Origin of the sequence: Propioniciclava sinopodophylli (assembly GCF_004324755.1) — a bacterium.
In the GTDB taxonomy this organism is placed as follows: Bacteria; Actinomycetota; Actinomycetes; order Propionibacteriales; family Propionibacteriaceae; genus Propioniciclava; species Propioniciclava sinopodophylli.
In genome coordinates, this window is the sequence record NZ_SDMQ01000001.1 from 53,892 (window position 1) to 72,172 (window position 18,281).

Sequence of the window (18,281 nt, forward strand, 5' to 3'; positions counted from 1 at the left end):
ACATCGCTGGCGATACATCGGTAACGCTGGAACCCAGGAGGAGCCAACCCCCGTGACGCAGCTCCGCGCCCACCTCGCCCCGCCGCCCCGCACGCTCGTGGACGTCTTCCGCGCCACCGTGGACGCCGTGGGCGACGCGCACGCCCTCGACAACGGCGTGGAGGTGCTCAGCTACGCCGAGTTCGCCGGGGCGGCCGAGGAGGTCGCGGTCGAACTCGCCGCAGCCGGCATCGGGCGGGGCGACCGCGTGGGCGTCCGCATCGCTTCGGGCACCACCGATCTCTACGTCGCGATCATGGGCATCCTGCTGGCCGGCTCGGCCTACGTCCCGGTGGACGCCGACGACCCCGATGAGCGGGCCCGCACCGTGTTCGACGAGGCCGCGGTCGCTGGGGTGCTCGGCAACGGGTTGTCCCTGACGACCCGTGGCCCACGGCGGCAGGCACGGGAGGCGCTGCCCGAGGTCCAGCTCGACGACGACGCCTGGATCATCTTCACTTCCGGCTCCACCGGCAAGCCCAAGGGCGTCGCCGTGCAGCACCGTTCGGCGGCCGCCTTCGTGGACGCCGAGGCACGGCTGTTCTGCCAGGACGACCCGATCAACGAGACCGACCGCGTGATGGCGGGGCTGTCGGTCGCGTTCGACGCCTCGTGCGAGGAGATGTGGCTCGCCTGGCGCTACGGCGCCTGTCTGGTGCCTGCCCCTCGCTCGCTGGTGAAGTCCGGCATGGACCTCGGGCCGTGGCTGGTCGCCCACCGCCTCACGATCGTGTCCACGGTGCCCACCCTGGTGCTGCTGTGGCCGGCGGACGCCCTCGAGCGCGTCCGCCTGCTCATCCTCGGCGGCGAGGCCTGCCCGCCCGAGATCGGCATCCGGTTCGCCACCGAGCACCGCGAGGTCTGGAACACCTACGGCCCCACCGAGGCCACCGTCGTCGCCTGCGGGGCCCGCGTGCACGCGCACGAGACGGTACGCATCGGCTGGGCCCTGGACGGCTGGGACCTCGCGGTCGTCGACCACGACGGCAACCCCGTCGAGCCAGGCGGGCAGGGCGAGCTCGTCATCGGCGGCGTCGGCCTGGCCCGCTACCTCGACCCCGTGAAGGACGCCGAGAAGTACGCCCCCATGCCCTCGCTCGGCTGGGAGCGCGCCTACCGCTCCGGCGACCTCGTCGTCGACGACCCCCAGGGCCTGCTGTTCCTCGGCCGCGCCGACGACCAGGTCAAGGTCGGCGGCCGACGCATCGAGCTCGGCGAGTTGGACGCCGCCCTGTCGGCGCTGCCCGGCGTCCGGGGCGGCGCAGCGGCCGTGCGAAAGACCGCCGCAGGCACGCAGGTGCTCGTCGGCTACCTCGCCGCCGACCCCGACTTCGACACCCACGCGGCCACGGCGATCCTGCGTGAGCAGCTGCCGGCGGCACTGGTCCCCCGGCTGGCGGTCGTCGACGACCTGCCCACGCGCACCTCCGGCAAGATCGACCGGGACGCCCTGCCGTGGCCCCTGTCCGGCGGCCCGGCCGAGTCGGCGGCGTCGGGTGAGGCCGCCGCACTGACGGAGGACGAGGCCTGGCTCGCCGGGCTGTGGGCCGACACCCTGGGCACCGTGGTGTCCGATCCGGCGGCCGACTTCTTCGACCTGGGCGGCACCTCGTTGGCCGTCGCGCACCTGCTGGCCGGCATCCGGCGGCGGTTCCCCGAGGCCGGTGTCACCGACATCTACGACCACGCCTCCCTCGGCGCGATGGCCGCCCACCTCACGGCGATGGAGGCCCCCGACGTCCCGCTGAACGACCGGGTCGAGCCCGTCCGGCGCCGGACCCGCGTGGCGCAGCTGATCGCGATCGTCCCGCTGCGCGGGGTCGGCGCCCTGCGCTGGCTGACGTGGCTGGCGACCGGCGTGAACCTCGCCGGGTGGCTCGCCCTGCCCGTGGCGGCCGTCCCGTGGTGGCTGGTGGCGCTCGGCTGGGTCCTGTTCGTGCTTCCACCCGGGCGCATGGTGCTGGCGGCGTTGGGCGCCCGCGTCCTGCTGGCGCCCGTCGTGCCCGGTAGGTACCCGCGCGGCGGGCGAGCGCACCTGCGCATCTGGCTGGCCGAGCGCCTCCAGGAGGAGCTGATGGCCACCAGCAACGCGGCCGCACCCGGCATGGCCTGGTACGCCCGCCTACTCGGGGCGCAGGTCGGGCGCGGCGTGGACCTGCACGCCCTGCCCCCGGTCACCGGCCACCTGACCATCGGCGACGGCGCGACCCTCGAGCTGGAGACCGACCTCGCGGGCCACTGGCTCGACGGCGACACCCTGCACGTGGGCCGCATCACGATCGGAGAGGACGCCCGCATCGGCATGCGCTCCACCCTCGGCCCCGACACGGTGGTCGGCGCAGGCGCCGAGGTCGGGCCCGGCTCGGCGGTGGTCGGCGACGTCCCCGCCGGCGAGTACTGGACAGGGTCCCCCGCTGCGAAGGCCAAGCGCCAGGCCCGCGGGCCGTGGGGCGCACCGCCCCCGCGGCGTCCGGCGTGGTGGTTCGGCTACGTGGCCGCCTCGCTCGTGATCGGGGGCATCCCGGTCGCGGGACTGGCCGCGGGCGTGGCACTGGTGCTCGCGACCGCGCCGGCCGGTGCCGGCATCACCGCCCTGCTCGGGCACGCCCTGGCCTTGCTGCCGCTCGCCGTGCTGCTCGGGTTCGCCCTCGTCGCGTTGCTCGTACTCGGCCTGGTCCGCGCGCTGGCGCCCTTCGTCACCGAGGGGCCCGTTCCGGTGCACTCGGGCCGCGGCCTGGCGGCGTGGTCGACCGTGCGGGTGCTCGACGAGTCCCGCACGTGGCTCTACCCGCTGTACGCAGGCTGGTTCACCACCGTGTGGCTGCGGCTGCTGGGCGCCGAGATGGGGAAGGACGCCGAGGCGTCCACCGTGCTGATGATCCCGAAGCTGGCGTCGGTCGGCGAAGGGTCGTTCCTGGCCGACGACACCCTCGTCGGCGGCTACGAGCTCGGCGGCGGCTGGCTGCGAACGGCCCGGACGCGCGTGGGCAAGCACGCGTTCCTCGGCAACTCCGGCATGGCCGCCCCCGGCCGCAAGGTGCCGGCACGGGGTCTGGTCGCGGTGCTGTCGTCCGCGCCGCCGCGCGCTCTGGCGCGCAAGACCACCTCGTGGATCGGCTCCCCGCCCGCTCCCCTGCGACGCGCGGTGCAGGACGTCGACGAGTCCCTGACCTACGACCCGCCCCGCCGCCTGCGCGTGGCGCGGGCCGTGGTCGAGAGTTTCCGCATCGTCGCGGTCATGGTGTCGATGGCACTGGGCGTCGGCGTCGTCGCCGCACTCCTGGCGCTGGCGTCCGTCTCGTGGTGGCTGGCGGTGGCCTTGGGCGGGGTCGTGCTCGTGGTGGCCGGCTACCTGTCGACCTGGCTGTCGGTTCTGCCCAAGCGACTGCTGGTCGGCCGGGTCGAGTCGGGCGAGCACCCGCTGTGGAGCTCCTTCGTGTGGCGCAACGAGCTGGCCGACCAGTTCGTCGAGTTGGTGACCGCCCCTTGGTTCGCCCGCTGGGCCACCGGGACGCCGCTGCTGAACGTCTGGCTCCGCACCATGGGCGCCCGCATCGGCGCCGGGGTGTGGAACGAGACGTACTGGCTGCCCGAGCCCGACCTCGTCGAGATCGGCCCGGGCGCGACCATCTCGCGCGGCGTCGTGGTGCAGACCCACCTGTTCCACGACCGCGTGCTGGCGCTGGACACGGTGGTCGTGAAGTCCGGAGCCACGCTGTCCCCCAACAGCGTCGTGCTGCCCGGCGCGACCGTGGGCCGGCACTCGACGATCGGGCCGGCGTCGCTGGTGATGCGCGGTGAGTCCGTGCCGCGCCGCACGCGGTGGATCGGCAACCCGATCGGCCCGTGGGCCGATGTGGCAGGATCGTCCGGTGCGCGTCGTCCCTGATCCCTACCTGCCCGGGCACGGTGACGTCTCCTACGCGGTCGAGCACTACGACCTCAAGCTGGACTACCGCACCGCTACCAACCGCCTGGACGCCACGGCCACCCTCACGATCCGCGCCCTGCACCCCGTCACCACGCTGCGGCTGGACCTGAGCGGCCTCCACGTCGACAAGGTGCGCGTCGGCGGCGCTAAACCGCCCAAGTACGTCCACAAGGCGCGCGTCCTCACGGTCCAGCTGTCGGCCCCGCTGGCCGTCGGCGAGCGCACCACCCTGCAGGTCGGCTACAGCGGCAAGCCGGGCCCGGTCCCGGGCGCCCACGGCCCCGCCGGCTGGGAGGAACTCACCGACGGCATCCTCGTCGCCTCGCAGCCCTACGGTGCCCCGTCGTTCTACCCCTGCAACGACCGTGCTGACGATCGCGCCACCTACCGCATCGCGGTCACCACCGAGGCCGAGTACACCGCCGTCGCCACGGGCCGGACGGCCAGCACCACGACGCGGGCCGGGCGCACCACGTCCGTCTTCGTCGAGGACGCCCCCACCGCGCCCTACCTCGTGAGCCTCGTGATCGGACGCCTGGTCGATCAGGCCCTGCCCGGCTCGGGCGACAGGGTCACGCTCGTGCGGCCGCGCGCCACGGTCGTGGCCGGGGCGTCCCCCCTCCTGCGGCTGCCCACCATGCTGGACGCCCTCGAGGGCTGGTTCGGGCCGTACCCGTTCCACTCCTACCGTGCGGTGGTGGTGGACGAGCCGCTGGAGATCCCGCTCGAGGCGATGGCGATGGCGAGCTTCGGCACCAACCACCTGGCCGACACGTGGGACAACGAGCGGCTCGTCGTGCACGAGCTCGCCCACCAGTGGTTCGGCAACAAGGTCACGTCGGCGCTCTTGTCCGACATCTGGCTGCACGAGGGCTTCGCCTGCTACACCGAGTGGCTCTGGTCGGAGCACCGCGGCCTGGGGAGCGCCGACGAGCGCGCCGCCCGCCACCACAAGGCACTCCCGATGCAGAAGCAGGCCACGCCGCTGTCGAACCCGGGCATGGCCGCGATGTTCGACGACTGGGTGTACAAGCGCGGGGCGCTGACCCTGCACGCGCTCAGGGCAGCACTCGGCGACGAGTCGTTCTTCACCGCCTGCCGCACGTGGGTGGCCGACCACGAGGTGGTCACGACGCGCGCGTTCGTCGACCACGTGGCGCGCGTCACCGGGACCGACCAGTCGGCGCTGCTGGCCGCGTGGCTGGACGGGGTCGCCCTGCCGCCCTGCCCGCGTCTTAAAAGACCCTGACGACGCCACAGGGCGCCCCGCGTGTGCGGGACGCCCTGTGGTCGGGTGTTGCGTTGCGCCGTGCGGCGTGGGTCAGAAGCCCATGCCACCCATGTCGTCGCCACCGGCCGGCATTGCGGGAGCCTTCTCGGGCTTGTCCGCGATGACGGCCTCGGTGGTGAGGAACAGCGCTGCGATGGACGCCGCGTTCTGCAGGGCCGAGCGGGTCACCTTGGCCGGGTCGGGGATGCCCGCCTCCAGCATGTCGACGTACTCGCCGGTCGCTGCGTTGAGGCCCTTGCCCGGCTCGAGGCCGGAGACCTTCTCCGCCACGACTCCGCCCTCGAGGCCGGCGTTCTCGGCGATCTGCTTCAGCGGGGCCGAGGCCGCGGTGAAGACGATCTGGGCGCCGATCTTCTCGTCGCCCTCGAGCTCGGAGGAGACCTTCTCCTTGACCGCGGCAGCGGCCTGGAGCAGCGCGACGCCGCCACCGGCGAGGATGCCCTCCTCGACGGCCGCCTTGGCGTTGCGCACGGCGTCCTCGATGCGGTGCTTGCGCTCCTTGAGCTCGACCTCGGTGGCCGCGCCGACCTTGATGACGGCCACGCCGCCGGCCAGCTTGGCGAGGCGCTCCTGCAGCTTCTCGCGGTCGTAGTCGGAGTCGGAGTTCTCGATCTCGCGGCGGATCTGGGCCACGCGGCCCTCGATCTGCGCGGAGTCGCCGGCACCGTCGACGATGGTGGTCTCGTCCTTGGTGACGATGACCTGGCGCGCGCGGCCGAGCAGCTCGACGGTCACGGCGTCCAGCTTGAGGCCGACCTCCTCGGAGATGACCTGGCCACCGGTGAGGATGGCGATGTCACCGAGCATGGCCTTGCGGCGGTCACCGAAGCCGGGGGCCTTGACGGCCAGCGACTTGAAGGTGCCGCGGATCTTGTTGACGATCAGGCCGGCGAGGGCCTCACCGTCGACGTCCTCGGCGATGACGAGAAGCGGACGCCCGGCCTGCATGACCTTCTCCAGCACGGGAAGGAGGTCCTTCAGGTTCGAGACCTTGCTGTTGGCGATGAGGATGTAGGGGTCGTCGAGGACGGCCTCCATGCGCTCGGCGTCGGTCACGAAGTACGGGGAGATGTAGCCCTTGTCGAAGCGCATGCCCTCGGTGAGCTCGAGGTCCAGCCCGAAGGTGTTGGACTCCTCGACGGTGATGACACCCTCCTTGCCCACCTTGTCCATGGCCTCGGCGATGATCTCGCCCACGGTCGGGTCGGCGGCGGAGATGGACGCCGTGGCGGCGATCTGCTCCTTGGTGTCGACCGGCTTGGCCTGGGCGGCCAGCTCCTCGGCGATGGCGGCGACGGCCTTCTCGATGCCGCGCTTGAGGCTCATCGGGTTGGCGCCGGCGGTGACGTTGCGCAGGCCCTCACGGACCATGGCCTGGGCCACCACGGTGGCCGTGGTGGTGCCGTCGCCCGCGACGTCGTCGGTCTTCTTGGCGACCTCCTTGACGAGCTCGGCGCCGATCTTCTCGAACGGATCCTCCAGCTCGATCTCCTTGGCGATGGAGACGCCGTCGTTGGTGATCGTGGGGGCTCCCCACTTCTTCTCGAGGACGACGTTGCGACCCTTCGGGCCGAGCGTCACCTTCACCGCGTCGGCGAGGATGTTCATGCCCCGCTCGAGCCCGCGGCGGGCCTCGACGTTGAATTCAATCAGCTTTGCCACTGCGGCAGCCCTTTCGAATGTCTTTGCCTTGCCCCGGACGGTGCCCGCGACGGACGACCTGATCGGCAGGTCTCACACGGCCGGTGCTGGTGGCACTCTCAACCGGAGAGTGCCAACTACATGTTTACCAGCCCGTTAGCACTCGAGACAAGCGAGTGCTACCCGGTTGGCCCTAGGCTGACGCCATGCGCCGCTCCGACCGCCTTCGCCACGCGGCGAACTGGCTCAACCTGACGACGCCGGTGGGGCTGCTGGTGGCCGGCATCGGCGGCGCGCGGGTGCGCCGGGGCGACCATGGCCTGTACGTGGCCGAGGGCTACCGCTTCCGGTTCCCCGACGCCGGGGCGTTCACGATCGGCGACGTGGTGGTGACGGCGAGCACGATCCAGCGCCTCGAGGCGCGGACGCCGGGGGTGCTGGGGCACGAGCGGCAGCACGCGCGCCAGTACTCGGTGGCCGGGGTGTGGTTCCTGCCCGCGTACCTGCTCGGGTCGGCCTGGTCGCTGGCGCGGACGGGCAACCCTGCCTGGCACAACCCGCTGGAGCGGCACGCGGGGTTGCTGACCGGCGGCTACGCCGACGAGGCGGGGACGCCCGTTGGCGCGGTGTGGACCTTCAGGGGCCGGCCGGGGCTGTCGGCACTCTCGGTTCGGGCGCTCAGACCGTCGAGGAGACCGGCAGGTGGCGCGCGGAGCGGTTCCGCTGGCGCTGGTCGCGCAGGCGGCGCAGACGCTTGACGAGCAGGGGTGCGTGAGCGAGCGCCTCGGGGCGGTCGATCAGGGCGTTGATCTCCTGGTAGTAGCGCGGGACCGACAGGTCGAACCGCTGCAGGATCGCCGCGTCCTTGCCCTCGGGGGCCTTCCACGCGGTGGCCTCGAAGTCGAGCAGGTCGGCTTCGAACTCCGACAGGCCGGACGCCGTGGCGGCCCTGCCCGACTGGAGGTGCGCGACCGACGCGGTGCTGGTGACGACTGGCATGGCCTCATGCTACGTCACGAATCACAGGCGTGTCATTCACCGCCCGCGCGACGGCCACGGCGCACGGCGGCTTGCCGGAGTCCGGTCCGGGGAGAAGAATAGGCGGACGCCCGCACCCGGATGGGCCCGACCAGAGGAGGACCGCGCGGCATGCAGCACCTGCGGGGCACACTCGTCCATTACCCGTGGGGCACGTTCGACACCATCCACGAGCTGCTGGGCAGCCAGCCCGACGGCCGACCCGTCGCCGAGCTGTGGCTGGGTGCGCACCCCCTCGCCCCGTCCACCCTGGTCGACACCACTCTCGACGTGGCCGTGGCCCAGCGGCCCGAGCTGCTGGGCGCCCCGAGCGTGGCCGAGTTCGGCCCGAACCTGCCGTTCCTCATGAAGGTGCTCTCCGCCCGACACCCTCTGTCGCTCCAGGCGCACCCCTCCCGCCAGCAGGCCCGCGAGGGTTTCGCCGCGGAGGAGGCCGCCGGCGTCCCGCTCACCTCACCCCAACGCATCTACAAGGACGACTGGCCCAAGCCCGAGATCCTCGTGGCGCTGACGGAGTTCCACGCCCTGTGCGGCTTCCGCGACCCGGACCGGACGTTCGCACTGTTCGAGGCGCTGGGCGCCGGCCCGCTGGTCGACCGCCTCGTCGCACCGCTTCGCGGCCGCGGGGGCGAGGTCGGGCTCCAGGAGTTCTTCCTCGAGGTGCTGTCGATGAAGGAGCGCCACGTCGACGTGGTGGACGCCGTCCTCGCGGCCGCCGTCCCCCTGCGCCACGAGCGAGGCGAGCTCGGCGCGTTCGCGGCCACGGCCCTCGAGCTGGACGACGTCTTCCCGCGCGACCCCGGCATCCTGGCCGCCCTCCTGATGAACCGCATCACGCTGGCGCCCGGCCAGGGCATGTACACCGACGCCGGCGTGATGCACGCGCACCTGCGCGGCACCGGCGTCGAGGTGATGGCCAGCAGCGACAACGTCCTGCGCGGCGGCCTCACCGCCAAGCACGTGTCGGTCGACGAGCTCGTCCGGGTGGTCGACTTCGGCTGGGGCGACCCTGAGGTGATGGACGGCGTCGAGACCAGCCCCGGCGTGTGGGACTACCCCACGCACTGCCACGAGTTCGACGTCTGGCGCCTCGAGGTCGCCCCCGGCGCGAGCGTCGCGGTGCCCGCGCCCGAGGGGGCCCGGATCGCCCTGGTCACGCAAGGAACCGTCACGCTCGCCAGCAGCGTGCACACGCTCGAGCTCACCCGCGGCGCTTCGGTGTTCATCCCGGCCGGCAGCCCGGCGATCACGGCCACCGGCTCGGGGCAGGTCTTCCTCTCGGCGCCCGGCCTCGGCTGAGCGCGAGCGCTTCCGGCTTGGACGCGCTGAGCCAACCGATCGGCGGGCTCAGCCGCGCCCGTCCGCGCCGACGAGGGTCCGGCCGTCGTCGGTGACCGTCCAGTACGGGTTGTAGGCGATCTCCCACGGGTGGTCGTCCGGGTCGCAGAACACGCCCGCGTAGCCGCCCCAGTAGGTCGCCGCGGGCTCGCGCACCACGCGCGCGCCGGCGTCCGCCGCCTCGGCCATCAGCCGGTCGACCTCGGACGGTTCGGACACGTTGACGGCCAGCGTCACACCGCCCCAGCCACCGCGGTCGAGGTCCTGGGTGCCGGAGTCGATGGCCAGGGCCGAGCGCTCCCACAGCGCCACGACCAGCCCACCCGCCTGGTAGAAGACGATCCCGTCCGGTGAGGGCGACTCGCTCCAGCCGAGCGCGCCGTAGAAGGCGCGCGACCGGTCGAGGTCGGCGACACCGAGGGTCACCAGGGAGATCCGCATATCCATGCGGCCATCCTCCCCCACGCGGCCCGGTGGTGCACGCACTACCGCCCGTGCCCGTAAACTTGGGGCGCACACCGAGCGGAGAAGGACAAACCCATGAGTGGTGGCCTGGCTGCACTGCTGGACGACATCGCGGCTCTGGCCAAGCTGGCCGCAGCCTCGGTCGACGACGTGGCCGCGGCCGCCGGGCGCGCGGGCGCCAAGGCCGCCGGCGTCGTCATCGACGACGCGGCCGTGACCCCCCGCTACGTGACCGGCTTCAGCCCGGCGCGCGAGCTGCCGATGATCAGGACGATCGCGATCGGGTCGCTGCGCAACAAGTTCCTGTTCATCCTCCCGGCCATCCTGGTGCTGTCCCAGTTCGTGCCGTGGATCCTCACGCCCCTGCTCATGCTCGGCGGCCTGTACCTGAGCTACGAGGGCGCCGAGAAGATCTGGGAGAAGGTCTCCGGCCACGGCAAGGACAACCCCAAGAACAAGACGCCCGTCGCGCTGCAGGGCGGCGACCAGGAGAAGGGGATGACGTCGGGCGCGATCCGCACCGACTTCATCCTGTCGGCCGAGATCATGGTGATCGCGCTCAACGAGGTCGCCAACGAGCCGATCGTCTCCCGCGCCATCATCCTCGCCTTGGTCGCCCTCGCGATCACGATCGGCGTCTACGGCGTGGTGGCCCTCATCGTGAAGATGGACGACATCGGCCTCCACCTCGTGGCGAGCGGGCGTGCGCCCGGCGTCGGCAACGCGCTGGTGAAGGGCATGCCCAAGCTACTCACGGCCCTGGGCATCATCGGCACCATCGCGATGCTCTGGGTCGGCGGCCACATCCTGCTGGTCGGCGTCGACGAGCTCGGCTGGCACGCCCCCTACGGCTTCGTCCACGACGCCGAGGTGCTGGTCGCCGGTGCCATCGGGCCTCTGGGCGGGATCATGGGTTGGCTGACCAACACCTTCTTCTCGTTCCTGGTCGGCCTGTTCGTGGGCGGCATCATCGTCGCGATCATGCACGTCATCCCTCGCGAGGGCGGGCATAACGCGGACGCCCACGCCGTGGCCGCCGACGGCACCTTGGTGGGCACCGGCCACGCGGCCGTGGCGTCCGACCGCGCCGTCGTCGTGAACCGCGACCCGGCCGCCTTCGGCCCGCCGGTCCTCGGCTCCTCCCAAGGCAACTCCCCCGGCGAGCTCGTCAAGCGCCAGGTGGAGGAACGGAGGGGCTGACCTCCGGCTCACCCGCGGCCTTCAGCGTCGCGACGCACGCGATGGTGCCGGCCAGCAGCACCACCTTGACCGGCGAGAGGGGCTCGGCGCCGCTGATCGCGGCCCACGTGACGGTGAGCACCGCGCCGATGCCGGTCCAGACCGCGTAGGCCGTCCCAGTGGGGATCGTCCGCATCGCCCAGCCGAGGCCGACCACCGACGCGACGGTCGCCACGAGGAAGACCACGCTCGGCACCGGTTCGGTGAGCCCGTTCGACTGCGAGAGGGCGGTCGCCCACACGGCTTCCAGCACCGCGCCGAGGATGAGCACCAGCCACGCCACGTCAGCCCACCACCTTCAGGCCGACCACGCACGCGACGATCCCCATCAGCAGCAGGCCGCGCCGCAGGGTCGCCGGCTCGGTGCCGCGCAACATCGCCCACGCGACAGTCAAGGTGGCGCCGGTGGCCGTCCAGACCGCGTACGCGGTGCCGACCGGGATCGTCACCATCGCCACGCCCAGCCCGTAAAGGCTCAGGATCGACGCGACGACGAACACCACCGTCGGCTTCAGCGTCTTCAGGCCGTTGGACGCCCCCAGCGCTGTGGCCCACACCGCCTCCAGCACGCCGGAGGCGAGCAGGATGACCCAGTCCATCAGACTCCTCCCACCCCGCGGACGCCCACAGCGTCCGTCATCGAACACGGTTTGCCAGTCTTGTCCTCACCGGGTACTGGTCGCCTCGTCCGGGGCTCGGGAGCCGCGAGCCAGTCTACGGCCTGGGGTTGAGGCCATGCAGTTCGAAGTGGAGGCCATCCTGTTCGACGTCGACGGCACGCTGGTCGACTCGACCGCGGCGGTCGAGCGCACGTGGCGCACCTGGGCGGCCGCGTACGGACTCGACGCGGAGGCGATCCTGGCGGCCAAGGAGCACGCCGGGGCGCTCGTCGCGGCCATACCGACGGGGTTGGTGGTGCGGGTCTGACGAGCCGGGCGCGAGTCGGGCACAATGGTCCCCGGCCCATCGCGCACGCGCCGGGCAGTGCCTCCGTAGCTCAGTTGGTAGAGCGCCCGCCTTGTAAGCGGATGGTCGCGGGTTCGAATCCTGTCGGAGGCTCGTGGACCCCTCCAAGCTCGCCCCGACCAGCCTGACCGCCGCCATGCTCCGCGCGGCGCGGCGCAGCAAGTGGGCCGACGCCGTGGCCAACAACCCCAACCACTCGGCCTGGTACGTGCAGCGCTTCCGCGACATGGCCGCCAACGGGGCGGACCTTGTCGGCGAGGCCCGCCTCATCGACGCCATGGCCCAGCGGGGTTCGACCATCCTCGACGCCGGCTGTGGTCCGGGCCGCCACGCCGGCTACCTGCACGCCGCCGGCCACACCGTCGTCGGCGTCGACCTCGACCCGGTGCTCATCCAGGCAGCCGAGGAGGACTTCCCCGGTCCCCGCTACGTCGTGGGCGACCTCACCGACGTCGTGCTGCCCACCGACGCCCCGCAAGAATTCGACCTCGTGTTCTCGGCCGGAAATGTGATGGGCTTCCTGCACCCCGACACCCGGCGCGACGTGCTGGCGAACATCGCCGGCTGGCTGAAGCCCGAGGGCCGCGCGGTGATCGGCTACGGCGCCGGCCGCGGCTACGACTTCGACGACTTCGTGACGGACGCCGCGAGCTCAGGCCTGCTGCTGAAGCAGGCCTTCTCGACGTGGGACCTGCAGCTGTTCACCGAGGAGTCCGCGTTCCTCGTGGCGGTGCTGCATCGCGCTCGCACCGCCCTTCCTCCCTCGTAACGCGGATCGCAACCGCGTCACGAGCGAGGAACCGCGTTGCGAGTGCTTCAGACGAGCCCGGCGTCGTGCACCTTCATGGCGACCTGGACGCGGTTGTCGACGCCAAGTTTGTAGAAGATGCGGGTGACGTAGGCCTTCACGGTCGCGATGGACATGTAGAGCTCGCCGGCGATCTCGGCGTTCGACTTGCCCTGCCCGATGGCCACGGCGACCTCGCGCTCGCGCTCGGTGAGGGCGTCCAGCTGCTTCAGCGCCATCTCCGAACGCCCGTCGTCGGCCGACTTCGTCGCCAACCCGACCACCTGCGAGATCACCGAGGGCGAGAGCGTCGTCTCCCCGGCGTCCACCGCGCGGATGGCCTCGACCATCCGGGCGGGCGGGGTGTCCTTCAGCAGGAAGCCGGACGCGCCGGCCTGCAGCGCCTTGAGCACCAGGTCGTCGGAGTCGAACGTGGTCAGCACGATCACGCGCGGGGCGTCCGGGCGGGCGAGGATCTCCTCGGTCGCGGCGATGCCGTCCTTGCGGGGCATGCGGATGTCCATGAGCACGATGTCGGGGCGGTGCTGGCGCACGACCTCGAGCGCGTCCGCGCCGTCGGACGCCTCGGCCACCACCTCCAGGTCGGGCGAGCCGCCGAGGATGAGCCCCAGCCCCGCCCGGACGAGGGCGTCGTCGTCGACGAGCACGATGCGGATGGTGTCGGTCATGCGTTCCTCCTGAAGTCCGTGTCCCACGGTAGCCATGCCTCGACGACGAACCGTCCGCCTCTCACGCCGGCGTCCAGCCGCCCGCCCAGCATCTGGGCGCGCTCGGTGATGCCGACCAGGCCCAGCCGCGAACCGGGGATCGACGCGGTCGGGTTGGTGAGCTCGTTATCCGCCCGCACCGTGATGCCCACGCGCCGGTTGCCGGACAGCTCGAGCCGCACCGTCGAGCGCGGCGCATGCTTGCGGGCATTCGTCAGGCACTCCTGGACGATCCGGTACAGGTGGCGCTGCAGCACGAGCGGCACGGACGGCGCGTCGAGGGTGTCCTGCACGTCGAGGCGCTGCCCGGAGGCGCGCACCTCCTCGAGCAGGGCGGGCAGGTCGGCGAGCGTCGGCTGGGGCGCCGCGACGGGGCCGGACGCCGCGACCCCGGCGGCCACGACCCCACCCGAGGCGTCCAGCGTCGGGACCTCGCGGAGCGTGGACAGCACCGATCGCAGTTCGGTCAGGGACGCGTGGGCGTTCTCCTGGATGATCGAGGCGATCTCCTGGGTCTTCTCGGGTGGGAGATCACTGCGGTAGGCGAGCACGCCGGCGTGCATCGAGACGAGCGAGATGCGGTGCGCGAGCACGTCGTGCATCTCGCGGGCGATCCGGTTGCGCTCGGCGAGGACGGCGAACTGGCGGTCGGCCTCGGCCTGCTCGACGCGGCGCAGGAAGCCGGCGGCGGCGTCGCGGCGGACGCCGATGTACATGCCGAGCAGCGTCCAAGCCACGGTGAACAGCCCGGCGGAGACGAGGCTGCTCCAGGTGAAGGGCGCCGACCAGGGCAGCAGGAAGCTGGCCAGGCCCGCCCCCATGGTGACGGCGAAGGCGATCGCGGTGTTGCGCAGGTTCCGGCGCGAGGCGTTGGAGATGTAGGCCCACAGGGTGACGGCCGCGATGGAGGCCGAGGCGAACGAGAAGACGGCCGTGCCCACGGCCAGCGCCAGCGGGAAACGGCGTCGCAGGTGGATGGTCGCCAGACCGACGGCGCCGAGGATCGGGTCGAGGACGGCCCACCAGACGGGCGGCAGGGAGCCGACCTCCTCGGGGGTGATGGGGATGTCGAGGATCACGCCCGTCTGCCGGGCCTGGAAGGCCAGCACCCACAGGGCGGCCATCGTGAAGAAGACGCCGATGGCCACGGAGTAGCGCCACGCGAACCCGAGGCCGGTCAGCGGCGGGGGCGGGTACTTCTCGGCCTCGAACATGGCGGCCCAGGTGGCGCGGAGCGGCATGGTGGGAGACTACGAGTCCCCGCGTCGAGGCGGGAGCGACCTTCGTCTGCCGGTCAGCGCTCCCGGGTCGAAACGGCGGCGTCCGCCTTCTTCTGGCGGTACCAGAACACCGCGAGCATGCCGACGAGGATGGCGATGGACACGTACCAGAGGTAGCGGCCGTAGGTGTCGACCGCCTGCACGGCCAGCTCCCCGATCCAGTAGCCCAGGGCCATGTAGCCGGCGGTCGTGACCAGCGCACTGAGGAAGCCAACCGTGAGGAACTTCCACAGCTTGGTGCCGGCGGCTCCCAGGGCGGCGTAGATCACGCCCGCGGGCAGCGGGACCGGGAGGAAGGTCACGAAGATCGCGAGGGTCTCGAAGCGGCGGGCGCCGTCCCACATCTTCTCCCAGCGGCGCTGCGTGCGGGGCGACTTGTTGGCCGCCCACACGTTCATGATGTTGCGCCCCCAGAGGCGTCCGGCCCACCAGTACACCCAGTCGAACTTGATGGCCATCAGCGAGCCGAGCACCAGCACGAGCGGCCACCACCGGTCACCGACCGCCGCGAGCGCGCCCACCAGCACCAGTCCGGTGCGGTAGCCCAGCGAGCCCAGCACGTGCGGGGCCAGCCCGAGGATGACCGGGCGCAGCGGCAGCATCACCAGGGAGTAGATCGCCACGATCGACATGGCCGACATGCAGAGGATGTCCGCCCGCTCGGGCTTGTGCCGCCACGGCAGCGCCGGGTTGTCCCACCACTCGGGCTCGGCCGAGGCGGACGCGCCTGCGTCGTCCGGTGCGTCGGGGGCGGGCTGCGAGGTCACCCGGTGAGGATACTCGCCGTACCGCCGCCCGCGGCGTCCAACATCTCGCTTCGGTCACGACTCCCGCCGGCCGACTTGCGGGAGCGCTGACAGACGAGTTGAATGGCATGAAGGGTCGCGAGCGCGCGTCCCGAGTATTTCCACTACGGATCGTCGGGCACGTACCTGCCCGTGGAAAGGATGTGTGGCATGGCCACCGTTTCGTTCAAGGACGCCACGCGCGTCTACCCCGGAGCCGACCACCCGGCCGTCGACAAGCTGAACCTCGAGATCGGCGACGGCGAATTCATGGTCCTCGTCGGCCCCTCCGGTTGCGGCAAGTCGACCTCGCTCCGCATGCTCGCCGGCCTGGAGGAGGTGAACGCGGGCGCCATCCACATCGGCGACCGCAACGTCACCGATCTGCCTCCCAAGGACCGCGACATCGCGATGGTCTTCCAGAACTACGCCTTGTACCCCCACATGACGGTGGCCGACAACATGGGCTTCGCCCTCAAGATGCAGAACGTGCCGAAGGCCGACCGCGAGAAGCGCGTCCTCGAGGCCGCCAAGCTGCTTGGCCTGGAGTCCTTCCTGTCCCGCAAGCCGAAGGCCCTCTCCGGTGGTCAGCGCCAGCGCGTCGCCATGGGCCGCGCTATCGTCCGCCAACCGCAGGTCTTCCTCATGGACGAGCCGCTGTCGAACCTCGACGCGAAGCTCCGTGTGTCGACCCGTACGCAGATCGCCGCCCTCCAGCAGCGCCTCGGCGTCACGACCGTCTACGTCACCCACGACCAGGTCGAGGCCATGACGATGGGCGATCGCGTCGCAGTCATGAAGGACGGCCTACTGCAGCAGGTGGCGTCCCCGCTCGAGCTGTACGACACCCCGAGGAACCTGTTCGTCGCCGGCTTCATCGGCTCCCCGGCCATGAACCTCATCGCGGGCAGCGTCGTCGACGGTGGCGTGCAGGTGGGCGACTACGTCGTCCCGGTCGCGCGTGACATCCTGGCCAAGGCCAACGGCGAAGCCGACCTGACGATCGGCATCCGCCCCGAGCATTTCCACACCTCCGAGGACGGCCAAGGCATCGCCATCGACATCGCCGTGGTCGAGGAGCTCGGCGCCGACTCGTACCTGTACGGCACCCTCGCGGGCCTGTCGGCGGACGAGAAGCTGAACGCCAACCAGATCGTGGCGCGCCTCCAGTCGCGTCACCCGCTGACCAAGCGCGAGATCGTCCGCCTGGAGCCCGACGCCGGCCGCATGCACGTGTTCAGCAACAAGACGGGTGACCGCATCAGCTGACGTCTCTCAGCACCGACCAGGGCTCCTGCTCCCCCACGGGTGCGGGGGCCCTGCTCGTCGGTACCCGGCGTCGCGTTCTGAGAGGATGGCCCCGTGCCCCGATTCCTGGCTGCCCAACCGGACGCCCGGCTGCTGCCCCTGCCCTGGCACACGCCGCTGGCCGAGTGGCCGCACGAGCACCTGGTCGCGCTACCGCGCGGCATCTCCCGCCACGTCGTCCGCTTCATCCAGGTCGGCGACGAGGTGTACGCGGCCAAGGAGGTCATCGAGACCGCCGCGGTGCACGAGTACAGGATGCTCACCGACCTGCACCGCCTCGGCACGCCGGCCGTGGAGCCCACCGGCGTGGTCACGAATCGGGTCTCGTCCGAGGGGGAGCCGCTGGACTCGATCCTGCTGACCCGGCACCTGCAGTTCTCGCTGCCCTACCGCTCCCTGTTCTCCTCCGGCGTCCGCCGCGAGACGGTGTCGCGGCTGCTGGACGCCATGGTCGTCCTGCTGGCGCGCCTGCACCTGATCGGCTTCCTGTGGGGGGACGTGTCCCTGTCCAACATCCTGTTCCGCCGCGACGCCGGCGAGTTCGCCGCCTACCTCGTGGACGCCGAGACGGGCGAACTGCACGACAGGCTGTCGGACGGCCAGCGGCTGCACGACCTCGAGATCGCCATGGTCAACCTGTTCGGCGAGTTCTCCGACCTCGAGGCGGGGCGGATGCTCGACGAGTCGCTCGACCCGCTGGGCCTCGTGCAGCAGATCGAGGCCCGCTACCGCGACCTGTGGTGCGAGCTGACCGGGCTGGAGCGGTTCGCCGGCTCCGAGCTGTACCGCATCGAGTCGCGCGTGCGCCGCCTCAACGAGCTGGGCTTCGACGTGGCCGAACTCGACATCCACACCTCCCCCACCGGGGACACCATCAGCATCCAGCCCAAGGTGGTGGACGCGGGCCACCACAGCCGCCGCCTGCTGCGCCTGACCGGCCTCGACACCGAGGAGAACCAGGCCCGCCGCCTGCTGAACGACCTGGACACCTACCGGGCCCGCACCAACCAGGGCCACGTCGAGGAGTCGGTGCTGGCCCACCAGTGGCTGACCAACGCCTTCGAGCCCGTGGTCACGGCGATCCCGCCCGAACTGGCCGGCAAGCGCGAGCCCGCCCAGATCTTCCACGAGGTGCTCGACTACCGCTGGTACCAGAGCCAGCGCGAGAACCGGGAAGTCCCGCTCACCGAGGCCGTCCACGGCTACGTCCGCGACGTGCTGAGCGTGCTGCCCGACGAGGTGATCTCGCACGAGTCGTTCTCGCCGCTGGGCGAGCAGCGCCAGCTGGCGAACCCGCTCGACCCCTCCCAAGGCTTCGTCGATGAGGACGAGATGCCCGAGGACCCGTGGGAGTCCGAGGCGTTCGCCCCCGGTACCGAGGTCCTGCCCGACTTCCTCGACATCGAGGCCCTGCGACGCCGGGCGCAGGGGTGAGCGTCCGCTTC

General features: G+C 71.6%; 17 protein-coding genes, 1 tRNA gene and 1 riboswitch. Of the genes, 10 read left to right on the forward strand and 8 right to left on the reverse strand.

Annotation, left to right across the window (positions count from 1 at the left end):
* Window positions 1–52 precede the first annotated feature (52 nt).
* Together ET989_RS00275 and ET989_RS00280 are read left to right on the forward strand one after the other, a co-directional pair.
* Window positions 53–3,928: a Pls/PosA family non-ribosomal peptide synthetase gene (locus ET989_RS00275; RefSeq protein WP_206662155.1), complete on the forward strand. Its 3,876-nt coding sequence runs from the start codon at window positions 53–55 to the stop codon at window positions 3,926–3,928.
* Window positions 3,912–5,219 (forward strand): M1 family metallopeptidase, encoded by a 1,308-nt coding sequence (locus ET989_RS00280; RefSeq protein ID WP_206662156.1) that lies wholly within the window; start codon window positions 3,912–3,914, stop codon window positions 5,217–5,219. Before ET989_RS00275 ends, ET989_RS00280 begins: the two co-directional genes overlap by 17 nt.
* Window positions 5,220–5,291: 72 nt before the next feature.
* Here ET989_RS00280 and groL read toward each other — a convergent pair whose 3' ends face one another.
* The gene (groL, locus tag ET989_RS00285; RefSeq protein ID WP_131166569.1) at window positions 5,292–6,923 is read right to left on the reverse strand and encodes a chaperonin GroEL; all 1,632 of its coding nucleotides are present in this window, start codon (window positions 6,921–6,923) and stop codon (window positions 5,292–5,294) included.
* Window positions 6,924–7,108: 185 nt separating this feature from the next.
* On the opposite strand from groL, the gene ET989_RS00290 reads away from it, so the two are divergent.
* The gene (locus ET989_RS00290; protein WP_180320735.1) at window positions 7,109–7,660 is read left to right on the forward strand and encodes a hypothetical protein; all 552 of its coding nucleotides are present in this window, start codon (window positions 7,109–7,111) and stop codon (window positions 7,658–7,660) included.
* Here ET989_RS00290 and ET989_RS00295 read toward each other — a convergent pair.
* Window positions 7,581–7,901 (reverse strand): DUF3263 domain-containing protein, encoded by a 321-nt coding sequence (locus ET989_RS00295; protein ID WP_131166570.1) that lies wholly within the window; start codon window positions 7,899–7,901, stop codon window positions 7,581–7,583. The two genes, ET989_RS00290 and ET989_RS00295, sit on opposite strands and share 80 nt — an antisense overlap.
* Window positions 7,902–8,051: 150 nt before the next feature.
* On the opposite strand from ET989_RS00295, the gene manA reads away from it, so the two are divergent.
* On the forward strand, window positions 8,052–9,239 hold the full coding sequence (gene manA / locus ET989_RS00300; RefSeq protein ID WP_131166571.1) for a mannose-6-phosphate isomerase, class I: 1,188 nt from the start codon (window positions 8,052–8,054) through the stop codon (window positions 9,237–9,239).
* Between the two features lie 48 nt (window positions 9,240–9,287).
* Here the strand turns inward: manA and ET989_RS00305 are convergent, their stop codons facing one another.
* Window positions 9,288–9,725 carry a VOC family protein gene (locus ET989_RS00305; protein ID WP_131166572.1) on the reverse strand — a complete coding sequence of 146 codons (438 nt, stop codon included), beginning with the start codon at window positions 9,723–9,725 and terminating at the stop codon, window positions 9,288–9,290.
* Between the two features lie 93 nt (window positions 9,726–9,818).
* Between ET989_RS00305 and ET989_RS00310 the strand changes: the two genes are divergently transcribed.
* Window positions 9,819–10,943 (forward strand): DUF808 domain-containing protein, encoded by a 1,125-nt coding sequence (locus ET989_RS00310; RefSeq protein WP_131166573.1) that lies wholly within the window; start codon window positions 9,819–9,821, stop codon window positions 10,941–10,943.
* Here ET989_RS00310 and ET989_RS00315 read toward each other — a convergent pair.
* On the reverse strand, window positions 10,912–11,265 hold the full coding sequence (locus ET989_RS00315) for a DMT family transporter (protein ID WP_131166574.1): 354 nt from the start codon (window positions 11,263–11,265) through the stop codon (window positions 10,912–10,914). The genes ET989_RS00310 and ET989_RS00315 overlap by 32 nt on opposite strands.
* Window position 11,266: 1 nt before the next feature.
* Window positions 11,267–11,581 (reverse strand): DMT family transporter, encoded by a 315-nt coding sequence (locus tag ET989_RS00320; protein ID WP_131166575.1) that lies wholly within the window; start codon window positions 11,579–11,581, stop codon window positions 11,267–11,269.
* A gap of 50 nt (window positions 11,582–11,631) precedes the next feature.
* Window positions 11,632–11,697, reverse strand: a riboswitch (guanidine-III (ykkC-III) riboswitch).
* Window positions 11,698–11,717: 20 nt separating this feature from the next.
* Between ET989_RS00320 and ET989_RS00325 the strand changes: the two genes are divergently transcribed.
* From ET989_RS00325 to ET989_RS00335, 3 genes are all read left to right on the forward strand, one after another.
* Complete coding sequence (locus ET989_RS00325; protein WP_206662157.1) at window positions 11,718–11,909, forward strand: HAD family hydrolase; 192 nt, start codon at window positions 11,718–11,720, stop codon at window positions 11,907–11,909.
* 59 nt (window positions 11,910–11,968) lie between these two features.
* A tRNA-Thr gene (locus tag ET989_RS00330) sits at window positions 11,969–12,041 on the forward strand.
* Between the two features lies 1 nt (window position 12,042).
* Window positions 12,043–12,717: a class I SAM-dependent methyltransferase gene (locus ET989_RS00335; RefSeq protein ID WP_241656148.1), complete on the forward strand. Its 675-nt coding sequence runs from the start codon at window positions 12,043–12,045 to the stop codon at window positions 12,715–12,717.
* Between the two features lie 47 nt (window positions 12,718–12,764).
* Here ET989_RS00335 and ET989_RS00340 read toward each other — a convergent pair whose 3' ends face one another.
* From ET989_RS00340 to ET989_RS00350, 3 genes are read right to left on the reverse strand one after another with little or no spacing between them, the layout of a single operon-like run.
* The gene (locus ET989_RS00340; RefSeq protein WP_131166576.1) at window positions 12,765–13,424 is read right to left on the reverse strand and encodes a response regulator transcription factor; all 660 of its coding nucleotides are present in this window, start codon (window positions 13,422–13,424) and stop codon (window positions 12,765–12,767) included.
* Complete coding sequence (locus tag ET989_RS00345; protein ID WP_131166577.1) at window positions 13,421–14,704, reverse strand: sensor histidine kinase; 1,284 nt, start codon at window positions 14,702–14,704, stop codon at window positions 13,421–13,423. The genes ET989_RS00340 and ET989_RS00345 overlap by 4 nt, the downstream gene beginning before the upstream one ends.
* A gap of 53 nt (window positions 14,705–14,757) precedes the next feature.
* Window positions 14,758–15,510, reverse strand: a complete 753-nt coding sequence (locus tag ET989_RS00350) for a DedA family protein (RefSeq protein ID WP_131166578.1) — start codon at window positions 15,508–15,510, stop codon at window positions 14,758–14,760.
* Window positions 15,511–15,699: 189 nt separating this feature from the next.
* Between ET989_RS00350 and ET989_RS00355 the strand changes: the two genes are divergently transcribed.
* Together ET989_RS00355 and ET989_RS00360 are read left to right on the forward strand one after the other, a co-directional pair.
* Window positions 15,700–16,797, forward strand: coding sequence for an ABC transporter ATP-binding protein (locus ET989_RS00355; protein ID WP_131166579.1), 1,098 nt, complete (start codon window positions 15,700–15,702; stop codon window positions 16,795–16,797).
* 93 nt (window positions 16,798–16,890) lie between these two features.
* Window positions 16,891–18,270 (forward strand): DUF4032 domain-containing protein, encoded by a 1,380-nt coding sequence (locus ET989_RS00360; RefSeq protein ID WP_131166580.1) that lies wholly within the window; start codon window positions 16,891–16,893, stop codon window positions 18,268–18,270.
* Window positions 18,271–18,281: the final 11 nt, after the last annotated feature.